General features: G+C 37.8%; 14 protein-coding genes. All 14 read right to left on the reverse strand.

Going from position 1 to position 17,530, the window contains the following annotated elements; genetic code table 11:
* Positions 1–72: 72 nt before the first annotated feature.
* Positions 73–1,533: a CoA-acylating methylmalonate-semialdehyde dehydrogenase gene (locus J2S74_RS03015; protein WP_307321663.1), complete on the reverse strand. Its 1,461-nt coding sequence runs from the start codon at positions 1,531–1,533 to the stop codon at positions 73–75.
* Positions 1,534–1,585: 52 nt separating this feature from the next.
* Complete coding sequence (locus J2S74_RS03020) at positions 1,586–2,917, reverse strand: GntP family permease (protein WP_307321664.1); 1,332 nt, start codon at positions 2,915–2,917, stop codon at positions 1,586–1,588.
* Between the two features lie 28 nt (positions 2,918–2,945).
* The gene (locus J2S74_RS03025; protein ID WP_307321666.1) at positions 2,946–4,136 is read right to left on the reverse strand and encodes an iron-containing alcohol dehydrogenase; all 1,191 of its coding nucleotides are present in this window, start codon (positions 4,134–4,136) and stop codon (positions 2,946–2,948) included.
* A gap of 343 nt (positions 4,137–4,479) precedes the next feature.
* The gene (locus J2S74_RS03030; protein WP_307321669.1) at positions 4,480–6,279 is read right to left on the reverse strand and encodes a sigma-54-dependent Fis family transcriptional regulator; all 1,800 of its coding nucleotides are present in this window, start codon (positions 6,277–6,279) and stop codon (positions 4,480–4,482) included.
* 189 nt (positions 6,280–6,468) lie between these two features.
* A complete protein-coding gene (locus J2S74_RS03035) occupies positions 6,469–7,092 on the reverse strand; it encodes a YesL family protein (RefSeq protein WP_307321672.1) in 624 nt (207 codons plus the stop codon).
* Positions 7,093–7,107: 15 nt separating this feature from the next.
* Positions 7,108–8,541 (reverse strand): NAD(P)H-dependent oxidoreductase, encoded by a 1,434-nt coding sequence (locus tag J2S74_RS03040; RefSeq protein WP_307321675.1) that lies wholly within the window; start codon positions 8,539–8,541, stop codon positions 7,108–7,110.
* A 130-nt stretch (positions 8,542–8,671) separates the two neighbouring features.
* A complete protein-coding gene (locus J2S74_RS03045; RefSeq protein WP_307321677.1) occupies positions 8,672–10,204 on the reverse strand; it encodes an alpha-N-arabinofuranosidase in 1,533 nt (510 codons plus the stop codon).
* A 53-nt stretch (positions 10,205–10,257) separates the two neighbouring features.
* Positions 10,258–11,100 (reverse strand): carbohydrate ABC transporter permease, encoded by an 843-nt coding sequence (locus J2S74_RS03050; protein WP_307321680.1) that lies wholly within the window; start codon positions 11,098–11,100, stop codon positions 10,258–10,260.
* Position 11,101: 1 nt separating this feature from the next.
* Entirely contained in the window at positions 11,102–12,064 is a 963-nt protein-coding gene (locus J2S74_RS03055) for a carbohydrate ABC transporter permease (protein WP_307321683.1), read from the reverse strand.
* A 118-nt stretch (positions 12,065–12,182) separates the two neighbouring features.
* Entirely contained in the window at positions 12,183–13,514 is a 1,332-nt protein-coding gene (locus J2S74_RS03060) for an ABC transporter substrate-binding protein (protein WP_307321686.1), read from the reverse strand.
* A 187-nt stretch (positions 13,515–13,701) separates the two neighbouring features.
* A complete protein-coding gene (locus tag J2S74_RS03065) occupies positions 13,702–14,331 on the reverse strand; it encodes a class II aldolase/adducin family protein (RefSeq protein ID WP_307322292.1) in 630 nt (209 codons plus the stop codon).
* A gap of 147 nt (positions 14,332–14,478) precedes the next feature.
* Complete coding sequence (locus J2S74_RS03070; protein WP_307321689.1) at positions 14,479–15,501, reverse strand: zinc-dependent alcohol dehydrogenase; 1,023 nt, start codon at positions 15,499–15,501, stop codon at positions 14,479–14,481.
* 20 nt (positions 15,502–15,521) lie between these two features.
* On the reverse strand, positions 15,522–16,166 hold the full coding sequence (locus J2S74_RS03075) for a GntR family transcriptional regulator (RefSeq protein WP_307321692.1): 645 nt from the start codon (positions 16,164–16,166) through the stop codon (positions 15,522–15,524).
* Positions 16,167–16,178: 12 nt separating this feature from the next.
* A complete protein-coding gene (locus J2S74_RS03080; RefSeq protein ID WP_307321694.1) occupies positions 16,179–17,522 on the reverse strand; it encodes a four-carbon acid sugar kinase family protein in 1,344 nt (447 codons plus the stop codon).
* Positions 17,523–17,530: the final 8 nt, after the last annotated feature.

A 17,530-nucleotide genomic window follows, 5' to 3' on the forward strand; every position in this document is an offset into this window, starting at 1 on the left:
TAATCCTGAATTATTCATAGATAATCGAATTCTATCGACAAAATGCACCAAACTTCGGGTGGTGACAGGCACTCACGACCAGCGGGAAGTTAACATTTTTCTGCGAGTAAAGAAGTTGATTCCATCTTTTCCGTTTGCATGAAGATCTCCGTAGAAGGAGTTCTTCCATCCAGAGAATGGGAAGAATGCCATTGGTGCTGGCACATTCACATTAACCCCCAGCATACCTACTTCAATATCTTCACGGAACTGGCGTACAGCTTTACCACTTGATGTATATAGCACTGCACCATTACCAAAATCAGATTGATTCGCAATTTCAATTGCTTCCGTTAAATCTTTCACACGAACAATGGATAGTACCGGTGCGAAAATTTCGTTTTTCCAAATGGTCATATCCGTTTTAACTTGATCAAAAATAGTTGCTCCGATGAAATAACCATTTTCAAGACCTTCTACATCCTTACGACCATCTCTAACAAGGATAGCCCCTTCCTTCACTCCATCTTCAATCGCTTGGTAAACCTTTTGCAGATGGGAATCACGAATAACAGGACCAAGGTTTACATGACGTTCACAACCATCACCAAGTACTAATTCATCTGCTGCTTGAGTTAATTTACTGATTACTTCATCAGCAATATCTTCTGTTACCACAACAACCGACGTTGCCATACAACGCTGACCTGCACTTCCGAAGGCCCCACCAACGATACCTTGAATCGTTTTTTCCATATCACAATCAGCTAAAACGATAGAGTGATTTTTTGCTCCAGCTAAGGCTTGCACTCGCTTGCCGTATTGTGCTCCAGTTTTGTACACATACTCCGCTACTGGCTGGGAACCAACAAAGGAAATCGCATCTACATCGTCATGCTCTAGTAGTCCGTTGACGACATCATGGGCACCATGAACGATATTTAATACACCATCAGGTAATCCTGCTTCCGTAAATAATTCGACTAATCTTTGTGCAAGTAAAGGTGTTCTTTCCGATGGCTTTAGAACAAATGTATTTCCACAAGCAATCGCTAGTGGGAACATCCAGCAAGGTACCATCATCGGGAAGTTAAAGGGGGTTATCCCCCCTACAACTCCGACTGGATAACGGTACATAGCTGACTCAATACCTGTGGCGATGTCTGGAAGCACATCCCCCATCATTAATGTAGGTGCACCCGCGGCAAACTCGACACACTCAATTCCACGCTGTACCTCGCCATAGGCATCATCGTAGCATTTACCATTTTCTTTCGTAATTAATTCGGCTAATTCTTCGTAGTTGTCCATTAGTAACTGGTGATATTTAAAGAGAATGCGAGCTCGTTTTGGTACAGGTGTTTTTCTCCACGTTTTGAAGGCTGCCCTTGCTGCTTTAACAGCTTCATCTACATCCTCCTTCGTTGAAACGGGTACTCTAGCAATCTCTTCTCCTGTTGCTGGGTTCGGAACAATCTCCACATCTGTCGCTCTTGATTCTACCCATTGACCATTGATAAAGTTTTTTAACGTAGTTGTTGTTTGTACTGTCATCTTAATAACTCCTTTTTGCTTAATAAATTTTTGATTCTTTACCTACTATCACTTAAAATACCGTATACAAAAATACAGCTATAAACATCGCTACAAGCGGTAAGCAAACGCTAAGTAATAAAATCGGCTTGTATGCTCTTTTATGTGTCTCCCCACAAATAGCCCTAATCGTCGTAACAACATATCCGTTATGCGGCAACGAATCTAAACCACCGGAACCTAAAGCAGACACACGGTGCATCGCGCCTGGATCAATACCTTTTGCTAAATATATTGGTGCAAGTAGCGGAAGGGCGATACCTAATCCACCAGAGGCTGATCCTGTAAGACCACAAATAATCGTTACAGCGAGAGCTAACCCTAATAATTCAGGACCTTGAATATTAACGAGTCTGTCTAATAATACCTGGAAGGATGAAACTTGTGCCGCAACACTTCCGAAACCAACTACAGCACACGTATTGGCAATCGCAACTAAAGCATTTTGTGTTCCAACCGCCATGGAATGCCAATATTCCGTTACAAATTTCAGGTTAAACAACCATGTACCAGCAATTCCTAAAATCAATGCAATGAGGGCTGCTGTTTTTGTTGGCATATAAAAAGCTAATACATTTAATACACCAATAACAATTAATAAAGGTAAGATAGCAAAGAATGGATGTGGTAATTCCCTTTCCGCCCCTTCTTCTACTGTCGCAGCAATTTCATCCTTTGACTTACTGAAAAAAGGACTCGCAGGAGGCAGCTCAAATTTTTCTCCATTCGCCACTGCTTTCCTTACTAAGTGTCTTAACCATAATCCCCCAACAATCATGATAAAGAAACCTGTGAACACCCCAACCCAGCCACCAGCTGCCGGTGTTGTACCGAAGTGCTCTGCCGGAATTAAATTCTGAATTTCCGGTGAACCTGGCGATGTCATCGTAAAGGAAATCGACCCGAAAACTAACGCCGCTGGAATAAACCTATGAGGATAATTAGCATTTCTAAATAAAGAAACAGCAATAGGATACACCGTAAATCCAACAACGAATAAACTTACTCCACCATACGTCATGATCGCACATGCTGCTACCACTGCGAATACGGCCCATTGCGGTCCCATTGTACGCTTTACAAAATCAGCAATCGATTCTGCTGATCTCGTTTCTTGCATCACCTTACCGAAAATTGCCCCTAAGAGAAAAATGAGGAACCAGGAGGCAAAGTAACCTGTAAAGCCATCCATGTAATACACACTCATGGCGGTATTTAAATTTAATCCTCCAGTCAGAGCGAGAACCACTGATGAAATAAGTGCCGCAATGATAATGTTAATACCCCTCATGGTTAAGATAATTAGTAATGCCAATGCTCCAAATAACCCTATAAAACTTAACAAGTCACATACACCCCCTTTCGCTATGAATCTAGCTTTGTTTCACTGCTGGATACTCATATACGAATGCTTTTTTGTATAAAACAACAATTTCTTCTTCTGTTGGTATTTTGGGATTGTTTCCAGGACTTCCGCTAGCAATCGCATCTGCAGCCATTTTTTCAAGAACTTGTTCAAACTGTTCCTCATTAATCCCCCAAGATTTTAAATTAGGAATCCCTAGCTTTTCACATAATTCTACAATATCTGAAACTACATTTTCCGAAACCTCTCCTTTTGGAAACCCTTTCACTCCTGGGGATAAATATTCCCCTATTTCTACTAGTCTATCGATACAGCTTTCTTTCGAGTATTCCAACACAGTTGGTAAAAGCATGGCATTGGATATACCGTGAGGAACATGAAATAACGCTCCAATTGGCCTCGACATACCATGAACAAGGCATACACTTGAATTGGAAAAGGCAATGCCCCCTAACATGGAAGCATAAATCATTTTCTCCCGGGCTTCTACGTTAGAACCATTGTTATATGCTTCTAATAGATTTTCCATAATCAATTTAATTGCAGACAAGGCCAGCTGATCCGTAAATGGATGTGCTTTTCTCGATATGTAAGCCTCTAATGCATGGGTTAAAGCATCTACCCCAGTTGCTGCTGTAATACTTTTTGGTGAAGATATCGTTAATATGGGATCGACGATAGCAATTTCAGGCATGAATGCCGGCTGCTTAATCATCATCTTGACATCGTTTTTTGTGTTAGTGATAACGGTTACATCTGTTGCCTCAGATCCGGTACCAGCTGTCGTTGGAACTGCCAACAAAGGTAACGGTTTATTTTCTGCTATCCTCTTTGCCCCCATATATTCACTTAATTCTCCATCATTGGTGGCTAATACCGCTACAGCTTTTGCCGTATCAATGCAGCTTCCTCCGCCTAAAGCAACGATCACATCACACGCTTCTTCATTCGTTACTTTCAATGCTTCCGTTACATAGTGGTCTGTCGGTTCACTAGCGATTTCTAAATAATCTACATAGCTGACTCCTGCTTGTTCCAAATAGTGGTGGCATTTTTCTAAATAACCTACTTCTTTTATAATGTTGTCACTTACAACTAAAGCTTTACTCCCAAGCTTTTTAGCTTCTTCCCCAACCTTCTCTAAACTACCTTCACCGTAAAAAATACTTTTAGGTAGATGTACTGTGGAAAAATTCATATAAATCTCACAACCTCCCTTTTATTTTTTCACTATATTTACATTGCAAAAACGATGCCAACATTAAAATTTGCACTAAAAGAGCGTGTTCAAAAAGTGTGTTGCAATGGCTCCGTTCACTGCGCACTTACTAGGAGAAACCCACTCCTAGTAAGCATTAAAGAACTGCAGCGACTCCGCTCATTGCATCAAGTCTGTTCAAACGGGGAAAAACACCCCCTTTTTGAACAGACTCTAAAATAAAGAAAAGTCTAAAAATAGATCGCGAGAAATGTAGGTTTATATATACACTGTAGCGCTATAGTTGTAGTTAAAACCCTACACATATAGCGCTACACTATGTTTACAGTTGGTACTTTCTTATTTTTTGATAGAGGGTAGTTCGATGTATTCCTAAGCGCTTAGCTGCCTTCGTCTTATTACCATTCATTTCAGCTAATACACGTCGAATCATCATTTTCTCTTGGTTCCCTCGCTCTTTTATTAAAGAAGTAGAATCTTCCTGTTCCACTGTTCGATCGTAAGCTGCCTGTTTTATATTTAGTGGTAAATGCTCATATAAAATGGTGTCGCCATCCACTAATGTTAATAATTGCTCTACTACATTCACTAACTCACGAATGTTACCAGGCCAATGGTAGTTCATCAATGCTTTCACAGCACCTTTATCAATCACTTTCGGTGCTAAATAAAATTTGTTAGCTAATTCTTTCAAATAAAAATCAAGTAATAAAGGAATATCCTCTCTTCGCCGTTTCAGGGGTGGCAAGTCAATTAAAATAACGTTAAGTCTAAAGTACAAATCTTCTCGGAAGTCACCTGATTTTACTCTGTCAATTAAATGACAATTCGTTGCTGCAATAACACGAACATCTAACGATTTTGTATGATTCCCACCGACGGGGACGATTTCCTCTTCCTCTAACACTCGTAATATCTTTGCTTGCATTGCTAATGGCATATCGCCAATTTCATCTAAAAAAATCGTCCCTTGATTTGCCAGCTCAAACTTACCTGGATTCCCCCCTTTTTTAGCTCCAGTAAAAGCGCCATCTTCGTAGCCAAACAATTCAGCCTCTAACAAATTTTCTGGAATCGCAGCACAGTTCAAACTAATAAATGGCCCGTTACATCTTGCGCTTAAATTGTGAATGGATTGAGCGAATAATTCTTTACCTGTACCACTTTCTCCAGTTATAAGGACTGTCGCTTTCGTTCTCGAAGCCTTTCGTGCGATGCTTTTACTATTATTTAATGCATGACTTTCCCCGACCATTTTTTCAAAAGTGTAACCGGTTGAAGCTTGTACATCATGGTGATCAAGCCGGTCTGTCCGTTGTACTTCATTACGCGATTGTACTTTAGAGGCATTTTCTAATATCCGGTATAATTCCGTTACTCCTTCAAAAATTAACATTCCTATTGCCCCAACAACTTCTTTGTCTCTCCAAATAGGAATCCGATGGACAATCATTTTTTGCCCTTGTATTACTTGTACTTCTCCTTTTTCTGGAATCCCCGTTTTTACGGTAGTATGTAATTTCGTATTTTCAATAACGGAAGTTACCGGTTTTCCAAACACTTCTTCATCCGTTTGGATACCTAAAAAACTACGATAAGCTTTATTCATCTGTTTAATAAGTCCATTCTTATCTACAACAACTATCCCTTCGTAGGCGGTTTCCAAAATAACGTCCAATACTTCCGCATTATGTTTGAATGTTGTCATGTAAGAGCTATATGCATCGACAATATCTCTTCCATGAACTACTCCTACTAATTGCTGATCGTTGTTTACTACTGGGATTGTTTTGTAGTCGTATGACACTTCAAAAATAGAATCATCAACGAAAGCTATCTCGGTAACTTCTATCCATTCTTCTTGTATTTCATGCTCAAGACTTACTCCACTGAGCAATAATTGGTTGACTCTTTCTTGAGATAGTAATCCTACAACTTTATGATCACGGGAGATGACAACTAAATCTTGTACCTTTCCATACGTCATTAGCTCTAATATATGTTTCATTGTTTGATTTTCTATCATTAGAAAAAAAGGGGTATTCATCCAATCCTTAACTTGATACCCTGGAAGTACCGCCTCATCCATCGTTAATATTGAATCCTTTAAGTTCCCTGCCATACGAACCACCCCTATGAATTTATTACTCTCTATTTTTTAAGACAATTAAGTTAATTGTTATTATACTAAAATATCAGATAATTTAAAAAGACTGAAGGTCCTTGACGGTAACCTTCAATCTCTTCATATTATCAGGTAAATATTCATTTAGAAAAAAACTTGATTGGCGTATATGACTTCCTCCTAGTACTATATGACTGCTTGTGCTTTCTTCTCTACTTTTTGGAAAGCCCTATTACTTATATACATGATAAGGGCTGCGTGAGAGCTCCCTAAAAACAAAACGAACAACAATGGGAACGTTATAAAGGTAGCTATCAATACAATGCTTCCTATGAGCATAAGGATCGTAAGATGCGGATAGGAAATACTCATAATAAAGGCATACTTTATATATTCAAAATTCTTTAAATCATAGTGAACATAGACAGGAAAAATATAGAAAAGGATAGAAATATAGACAAAGGCAATAGCAATTAAAATGTAGTTAAGTACTGTAAAGACTGTTCCTTCCATACTTCCTAAAAAGATAAAATCAATATAAATAAATATCCCTATTACTAATAGAAAGCCGGCTAAAATATTTACTTTAAAAAAGCTTTTTTTATACTCCTTGAGAAACGTATCGAACACAGGTACTTGATCTTTCTTAGACCAAGTCCTTATTACAGTAAACATTGCAGATGTGGCCGGAAAAACCCCAAATATAACTAAGCCTAACACGCTAAACAATATCCAGAGTAGATTTAAGTATGTTAAACGAACGACCCATTCCCCTAAATGATTTACCTTTGATAGTATATCATCTAACATATTGCTCCCAACTCTCTATAATTTAGATTCTACTTTTGTAGAGCTTAAGAACTTTTCATCCTGTAGCTCTCTTAATTCCCAAAGCGTAGAATTTTCTGGTCTCTCCACCATAGCGTAAGTAATCCATTCGCCTGCTTTTATATCTACCTTCGCTTTATTTCCATTCATTATATGACCCGGTATAGGATTTTCGTCTTCCATTGTTACCGCTGGAACCATCATTGCCTCTAGAGAATAATCATGGTCATTTCCTAATACTTCTCCAGCTTTTATATCCCTTGCAGCCTTTTTTACAAGATCATAGCGAGGACGGTAATCTAGTGAACCAGTATCCATATTTAAAAGTCCTGCTGTTGCAATGGATGTGGATGTTTCTACACCACATAAATGATAAGGTCTGTAAATGACTGCTGTTGATCGATCGTAATTTGGAATTTGACCTTTTGTCGTTAAGATATAGTTGGAATAGGCATTATCACAACGGACAACAAGGAAAACCCCTCCGCCCATACCTGCTTCGTCCTCTCTTCTAAAGCAAGTAGTTACATCAATAATTCCTTCCTTACTAAAAATCCCCTCATTTTCTTCACTGCAATAGGCAACAGGTAACTCCGTTATTTTTAAAGGAGCTTTGAATAACTCCGTCTTATCAGGAGAAAGGTTTGTATAATTAGCCATAATCGTTAACTCACAAAGGTCAAATGCCCCTGCACCAGGTAGGCCTTTTAGTATCTCTGTACGTTTAGCTACATACTCCTTTGCCCTTCCATCTGGAATTTTCCCAAAATATTTTACATCCTCTTCCGACACCTGTATCGTTGCCGTTTCGTGAACAGTAATGCCATCTGCTTCAATGGTGACAGTTCGGTTCTGCTCATTATATATAAATTCTCCGTCCCTTGCTTTACCTCCTGCAATAACAGTTAATCCAATCACTTTTGCCCATTCATACATAGTAACTAGAAGTCCATGTTGATCACCGTCTACAGGTGTATAGACCACTCCATTTTCTTGGGCCATTTGTTTAAGGATAGGACCAATCGCTGAATCCGTTTCTTTGTTTACCATCGCTACATGTTTTTTATTTTCTATGGCTAATTTTGCATTGACTGCTCCTGCCTCTGGTACACCTGTAGCTTCGCAAACAACATCGATGGCGTCAATATTCATAATAACGTCTATTTCATCAGTATAAATGTATTTTCCCTTATCAAAGAGTACCCTTGCTCCCTCAACACTTCTACTATAATGAATTAATTCTTCATCAATTCCCGCATCAATAAACGATTGTCTAGCTGCTTCTGTGTCAATATCCATAATTACTCTGACACTTAAAAACTCATTATAAAGCTGTTGAGTTACAATTGCTTTCCCAAAATGTCCCGTTCCAATGACAGCAACATTTACTTCTTTTTTTGGTGCATTCTGAAACAAATGATGGTAAATCACATGATCCCTCCTAGATTGATAGAAATAAAACTCTCCCTTATTTTAATTAAGGAGAGTCTTATCCATGATCCTTTTACTCTTTGTTACTATTAAACAGAACCCTCTGTTTCCAAAAATATATTAATGAAGCTTATTGAATTTCAATAACAAGTACTGATTTTGACGGAATGGTAAATGTAATTTTTCCATCCTCTACTTCGAATTCATTAAATACATCGGGCTTAATATTTTCAGGTGCTTCAAAAGTGTTATGAACGGTCATATCATCTGCAGTCAAGATACGACCTGATGCTTTAGATGAACCAGTAATCTCATCTAAGTTACAAGTAATCTTTTCTCCTTTATTAGGATCAAGGTTACAAATAGAAATATGAACTTTTCCAGAATCGTCTTGAGATGCTGATACATTTAACATCGGTACACTTTCTTCTCCGTATGTATAGGTGCCAGTACTTACACTTACAGGAAGAAGCGTTGCATCTTGGTGTACCTTATACATTTCAAACACATGATAGGTTGGGGTTAAAATCATCTTTTCACCCTCTGTTAATATTACCGCTTGTAAAACATTTACCATCTGTGCAACATTGGCCATGTGTACACGATCACAGTGATTATTGAAAATATTAAGGTTGATACCGGCCACAAGTGCATCACGTAATGTATTTTGTTGATATAGGAATCCTGGATTTGTACCGCGTTCTACTTTAAACCACGTTCCCCACTCATCCACAATTAAGTCTACGTTTTTCTCAGGATCATACTTATCCATGATAGCAGTATGCTTTTGAATCAATTCTTCCATCACAAGGGTTCGCTTCATGTAATCAAACCATTTTTCTTCTGTAAATTCCGTAGCAGAATCATAGTTTGCACGATTACGAGTATAGAAGTGCAGGGCAAGGCCATCCATTTCTGGGCGATGATGCTCCCAAATATCCGTTACTACCTTATCTGGATAAGGTTCTGTTCTGCTAACACCTTCACGCATCATTACTTCTGTCCAGTGGTAATCTGCCTCACTAGGACCACAAGCGATTTTGTAAATTGGGGTATCAGTATAATCCCTTACAAAGGTTTGATATCGTCGGTAAAGATCAGCGTAATATTCTACTCTCATCTTCCCTCCACATCCCCAGTTTTCGTTTCCTATTCCAAAATATTTAAGCTTCCAAGGCTTATCCCGGCCGTTCTTTCTTCGTAAATCAGCCATCGGAGACTTACCTTCTTGAGTGATATACTCAATCCATTCCTGCATTTCTTGAACAGTTCCACTACCAACATTTCCGCAAATATAAGGCTCCGTATCTAATTGCTCACACAAGTCTAAAAATTCATGGGTGCCGAAATGGTTATTTTCCGTTACCTTTCCCCAGTTATTATTGATGATACTCGGACGTGATTCCCGTGGTCCAATGCCATCCTTCCAATGGTATTCGTCTGCGAAGCACCCACCAGGCCAGCGTAAATTCGGAATATTTAGCTTCTTTAAAGCCTCAACTACATCATTGCGAATACCCCGAGTATTAGGGATCGGAGAATCCTCCCCTACCCAAATCCCTTCATAAACACATCTGCCTAAGTGCTCTGCAAAATGTCCATAAATGTGTCTGCTTATCACTTCTTTTTTTTCACTTTTGTTAATGTTAATGAACGATGTCATGACAACAATCACTCCGTTTCAGTAAAATTTTGTGGTTATAACTTGCACAAAAACTATCCTTTCACCGCACCAGCTGTAAGACTGGAGATAAAGTATTTTTGAGCAAAAATAAATACAATAATAATTGGTAATACAGTTAAAACAGATCCAGCAATAAGAACATCATAGTTGTTACCATATGGTGAGAGTAAACCAGCTAAACCGATTGGTAATGTAAACATATCTGTAGTTCGTAGTACAACTAACGGCCATAAGAAGTTATTCCAACTAAATAAGGCTAATAAAATCCCCATTGCGCCGTATGCTGGCTTCATTAAAGGCACCATGATCTTAAAAAAGATTCCATACTCTGTACACCCATCGATCCTTGCTGCATCCATTAAATCTTTCGGTAACCCTAAAGCAAATTGCCTAAAAAAGAATATCGTTAATGGATGTACAATCATAGGGAGAATTACCCCCGTATAGGTATTAACTGCTCCCAAGGCAATCATCATTCTAAATAAAGGAAGCATTAATATTTCAAAAGGAATCATCATTATTAATAAAACTAGGAACAAAACGATTGTCTGACCCCTAAATCGATACATTGCTAAACTATAACCGACCATAGATGAAAAAGTTAATGCTAGAATAGTAGAGAAAAAAGAAATAATAATACTGTTCTTAAACCACCTGAAATAGATACTCCCGTCTGTAAATAAATATGCGTAGTTGTTTAAACTCCATAGTTCAAATTGAGGATAGATATTTAGTCCAAAACGCATTAGTTCCGTCGAAGGCTTAAGTGAAGCTAATGTCAATGCTGCCAATGGAAAAACGGCAATTACTGCAGGGATAACCAAAAATACTACTAATAATATGGACGACCATTTCTCACGACGTTGTTTAGCCATTTTAATTATCCCCCTTTCCACCGAAAACACCTGTCAGCCTTAGTTGGATTAAACCTAATATTGCGACAATAATTAATAGTGTTACACCAACAGCAGAACCGAAGCCTAATTGATTATATTGAAAACCTTCTTTGTATAAGTACCCTACCAGAGTTAATCCTATATTCCCCGGTGAATTAACTTCCCAAAACACATACGCTTCTTCAAACATTTTATAGCCAGCAAATAACGTAATGGTTAATACATAAACAGTTACGGGCTTTAAAAACGGAAGAGTAATATGTCTGAACTTATTGAAAGTGTTGGCCCCATCAATTTCAGCGGCTTCGTACATTTCTTTAGGGATATTTTGTAATCCTGTTAAGAAATAAATCATATTTACACCCATCCATCTCCAAGCAGCCAATCCAACCATAAGAAACATAAGTGTTCCTGCATTTTGTCTCCATGCAACAGGATCAAATCCAAAGAACATAATAAATGAGTTACCAAAGGCTGATTCCGATTCTGCAAAAAGCAATCGGAAGATTACCCCAGCTACAATGGTAGATGTAAGAGCCGGAATAAAAATACATGCCCTAAAAAAAGTTTTATATTTTGTTACCTTCGAATTTAAAATTATTGCCAAGAGCAGTGGTAATGGAATTAATATTACAATGGTCCAAAACGTATATAATGTTGTATTGTAAAGTGCTCGAAAGAAGGTTGGATTAAAGAGTCTTTCATAATTTCTCAATCCAATAAATTCTGTTTGACCTGGTAAGACTTGTTGAAAGCTCATTATAAAAGTTGAAACGACTGGGTATAAGTAAAATCCAGTAAAAATGAGCAAGAATGGTAATACAAATACGTATGGGGCTACTTTTTGTGAGTAAAAAATATTTTTTAACTTCGTTCCATTCCTTTTCATTTTCAAATTTGAGCTTGGACTTCTATTCAAATTTGGAGGAGAATTTGGTTTCATTACTGTACCTCCTTTAGGCTGTAGGTATGAATAAAACTAGGAGGTGAAGGCCCCCATTAAGTGAGGGGCCAACAACTCTAAAAGTTTGTCCTGTGCTGTAGTTCATGCTTTCAATTTATTAACGGTTACGTAATTCATCAGCAGCTTGCTTCAATGCCTCCTCAGGAGTTTGACTTCTTTCTCTTAATGTGTTGTGTAATACATTCGTTTCAATTAAATCCCTTGCTAATGGTGTATTATTTGTTATATTTAACGGGTTAATTTCATCTTTGATTTCTAGTAACATATCAAATAATCCGTCACCAAAGTATTCTGTAAATCTATTAGGTTCTCTTAATTCTGGAGACTCCCATACCGTATGCATTGGAGGATCGAATCCAAGGATTTTCCAGATATTGATGTTAGCTTCTTCCGTTAATTTAGCGTGTGCTAAGAACTCTTTTGCAAGTTCAATATGCTCTGATTGTTTCGTTACTGCAGTACCTGTTCCTCCCATTCCTGCAGAGCGGAATCCACCTTCTTCCCATCTAGGCATAGGCTTCATAACAAAGTTTCCAGATTGGTCAGGCATATGCTCTACAAAACGACTCGCATACCAAGAAGGCATTATTAAGGATGCAGCACCTCCACCATTCATGAAAGCAAAGAACTCTTCATTGTTATGGTTTCCTCCAGGAGCAAGAACAGAAATTTCATGCTCGTATACCATATCGTGAATTAATTGTAATACTTCAATATTATCTTGGTTATCTAGTATTACATCACCATTACTATCAAAAATATCAGAACCCCTTTGGCTAATCATAGGGTAGAAGTTCCAAAACCCACTTGTATAAGCAACCGTCATCGGTGTGTCTGTTTCAGCTTTTATTACTTTTCCAATTTCTACAAAATCATCCCATGTATCAATATCATCAGGGCTTACACCAGCAGCATTAAATATTTCTGTGTTATAAAATGCTACGGAAGCTCCAACGTGTGTAGGTGCACCATAGAATTGACCGTCCTTACTATAAATTTCAAACCTCGACTGAACAAAGTCCTCTGCAACAGGCTCAATAATGTCGTTTAAAGGTTCTAATTGAATATCACCTTGAAGAAAGTTAGGGAAACGGTTAATTTCAATATCTACTATATCTGGTGCTCCAACCCCTGATTGTAAAGCTAGTAGTAGGTTGTTATGCATTTCATCATAAGGGAATGACTCAGCATTTAATTTAATTTGTCTGTCTGGATATGTTTCGTTCCAACTTCTTACCCCTTCTTCAAAAAATTCAATGTGTAAACCAACAAATGTCCAAAATGTTAATTCCGTTACTTCCCCTTCACTTCCCCCATTGTCATTGGATCCGCCAGTTTGTTCGCCACCACTTCCTCCACTTCCGCCACATCCAGCCAGAACAGTCAAGCTAATCAATAGTAAGATACCCAGTTTTAAAAGCTTACTCATCCTTTTACATCCCCCTTTGTTTAAAAGAAATTGGAAATATTACCATTCCACTATTTGATTAACAAAAACCTTAATCATACCTCCTTCCAAAATTTAAAGTAAGTTTGTAACTATATAAGTAAAGAACGATAATTGTTCTTTCCTTAAGGATGAGACGAAGAATTAGCTTCGTTTAATCTAATATTCTTTAAAGACTCCATTCCCGCCGTTGTTTATATCCAGCATTATTTAGGAAGTCTTTTGTTACATGACCTGGTAGTCTATTAATCTCAATACCTTTTTCTATTGTGGTAATAAGCATTTTTGCTGCATATTCTAATGTTTGTAGTGACATCAACGCTTCTTTAATACTAACGTCATAAACTAGAACACCGTGGTTTTCTAGAAGTAAAATGTTTGCATCCTTCGCTTTTTCCCTGACTGCCTCAGCTAGTTTTAAGCTTCCTGGGTGTTCATATCTAACTCGTGTTACCCTTTCTAAGTAATACATCGTTTCAACAAATAGATCTGAAGGAATTTCAAGCTTTGAACACGCTATTACGGTGCTGTAGAATGGCGAAGCGTGAAGAATTGCTTTTATTTCCTTTCTTTCTGAATAAACAGCTTCATGCATGGGTGTTTCCTTTGATGGACGCTTCCCATTGAACTTCTTTTTCGGACATAAAACTAAATCATCATCCTGTAATAAACCTAAATAGGAACCACTCGCAGAAATAAGATATTGTTCGTCATTCACTTTGGCACTAATGTTCCCTGCGGTCCCCCAAGCTAAATCTTTTTCCATCATGAAACTTCCTGTCCTCTGAAGTTCTCTCATTATTTTCTCTTGTGTATTCACTATCAACCCTCACTTTAGTAACTTTGTTTTTAAAGCAAATAATATGGCTTGGAGTCGCTACAGGCGTCATGTCACCGTTCTGGTTCCGCGGGCAACATCTTCAGTCTCCTCGGGAAAAACACCCTTCTAAAAAGTAAGTAAGACTTTAATTGAATTTTCTTCTTTTTTATCTACTATTCTGAAACCTTTGCTTGCTTCTTCATAAGGCAATACATGTGAAATGATTTTATCCATGGGTATATTTAAATCTGTTAAAGCCTTGATTGCGTCATCAAAATCTGACCGATTATATGTCATACAGCCGATAATTTCTTTCTCTGTTCCTTGCAAGTTAACGATATCGATCTTCTGTTCATCATGGAACATGGCAACAGTAACGATCTTTCCGCCTTTTTTAGCTAACTGGATAGAGTCATTAAGAATGTTACTTACCCCTGCAGTTACTAACACCTTATCAAAGTGACCATCCATCTTTTTAATAGCTTCCTCTTTCCAGTCCGAGGATTGGGATATATTTAGTGATTCTGCTGCCCCTAGCTCATTGGCTACTTCTAATGGGTATTGGAGTACGTCTGTAATTAAAATCTCCTTTGCTCCTTGTTCTATAGCTGCTGCAAGGGTTAACAATCCAATCGGCCCTGCTCCGATTATGATTATTCTATCAGTGGCCTTTATTTCTGCTTTTTTAACTGCATGGAATCCAACTGCTAACGGTTCTGTTAAAACACCGATTTTATGATCCATGCTATCGGGAAGCTTAAGTATTGCAGATGCAGGGACTACGCAATATTCGGCGGTTGTACCTAACCAATCTCCTATACCCGGTGCCCCTCGCGTAATACAGTAATTCTCCAGCTTCCTTTGGCAATACTCGCAATTCCCACACCCACTTTGTGGTACGACGGTAACCTTATCACCGATATTAAATTCTGTTACACCTTCTCCTATTGCTTCAATATTTCCTGAAACCTCATGTCCAATGACAACTGGAGGTTTTCTAAAGGAGTGAAGACCTTTATACGTATGTATATCTGATCCACAAATCCCAGCCATTTTCACTCTTATTAGCACTTCTTGGCTTTTCAAATTAGGCACTTCGAACTCTTTAATGGATACACTCTCAACGTCATCAATCATTACAGCCTTCACCTATATCACTCCATCACTATTTATTGAATTAACAATATTTTTGAATCTTCTAAATGAGATTTCATTGCCTCAGCACTACCGCTATCGTGATTCTTAAGTAGCTCAAGTATTTTTTTGTGATCCTCATAAAACTTAACCATTCGTTCAGGAGCTTTATTTAAATGTTTTAGTGAAATTCGAAATAATTGATCATAATAATTCATTAAAATTTTGTTAATTTCATTATTACCAGCTAACTTGCTTAACAACATATGAAAAGTACGATCCTTTTCCGCAAATCTCTTAACATCCAATTCTGAAACAGCAACTTCCATTTCTTCTGTTATCTTTTCTAATTCTTGAAACGCATGATTACTATTTCGCTTTGCTATTTGCTCACAATTAAAGGCCTCAAGAGCAATCCTTAAGTTATAAATATCCATTATCACATCTAATGTAAGATCATTTATTACGATCCCTCTCTTCGAGGATACTGTTACAAACCCTTCTGCTTCGAGTTTAACAATGGCAGACTTTATAGGTGTTTTACTCATTTTCAAATCCTCAATTAACTCTTTCTCTGATAGGAAGGAACCCGGAGGATATTTTTCCTCTAAAATACCTTCTTTTATCTTTTCATATGCTACTTCCCTTAACAGCACGTTTGATCCCGTTTTTGTTTTCAATATTTTCCCCCCTCAACATGACATTACCCGTTCATAGAAATCTATTCCCCCTAACTGGCCACCCTTTAAAGCAATTTCTAATCTATCGAACATGCTATTTTCCGAATATGCGAGACACAGTGGAGCTCCAGGTGCGATACTTGATATATTTTCTAATGCATATATATCTAATTCTTTTGTTACAAATCCGGAAGTATCTCCACCTGATACTATTAATCTTTTAAGTGGATAGGATTCTAAAAAAGTTCTTACCCATTTACCTAAATCTTTTCCTATTTTCTTTCCAACTTCACTGTTGTCTATTCCCCGCTGCGCAAAATAGTTACGAGTTTCTTTAAGAGAGTTATCTGTAGGGCCATCTGCTGTATAGATAATCACCCTTTTCTTTTCCTTCATAAGCGCCTTTACTTTATTTAAAAATTCGTAAGGATAATCATCTTCGTAAAATAATTGGTGGGGAATTTTCTCAGCATGGAAGCCGTTAGCTACGGCTCTTTTCATCTGTTGACTTGTAATTTCTGATGCGCTTCCAGAAACAACTAAAAGTTCATCAACAGGATAGTGAGCATTATTCTGGATTGGCTTCTTACTCAAACCCATCTCTCCCCAAATTCCTGCAAATGCATATTCAACGCCTGAGGAGCCTACTATGAATTGTGCCTCTCTCTTTCTTCTGTTCCACAATACATTGGCAATGGTGTAAATATCTTTGTCTTGTAGTGAATCAAATAAGACTAACTCTCGACATTTTTCGGAATATTCAGTTAATAATTGAGATATTCTAGCCTCTCCCTGTTGAATATCAAGTAATGTAATAGGTGATATGGTACTTTCTGTTTGTTTTGATAAATGTAAGGATAAATCAGATTCTAACATTGGAGTTATAGGGTGTTGAGACATTACTGGATGTCGGTCTAATCGGTAAACAGTTTCTCCCATTCTTGCGAAATGTTGACCCAAAACCGTGTAACGCCCAAGTTGTGGTGCTGCTGCCAATACTGGATAAAGTTGATTCTTAAAAAATTTTTTTGCCAAATCAATTGCAAAACCAATACTGCCAATCTCAGGTGAGGAGTCAAATGTTGAACAAGTCTTGTAATGTATGAAGTAAGGGTTAATTTCTTGGAGTTGTTTGTAAATTGGAGTAATCTCATGTTGTATCTCTTTTTTCGTTTTTGCCCTAGCTGTCCCAGCTATACCAAAACACTGAATATCGTTAAATTGTTTTAACATCCTTTCATCTGGGACTGCTAAAAACAGAACTGTACGCAACCCCTTAGAAGATAGGGCTTCCATTGCGTCTGTAGATCCTGTAAAGTCATCACCATAAAAAGCTAATAATAGTCTTTCTTTCATCGATCCAC

The organism is Evansella vedderi (assembly GCF_030813435.1).
Classification (GTDB): Bacteria; Bacillota; Bacilli; order Bacillales; family Salisediminibacteriaceae; genus Evansella; species Evansella vedderi.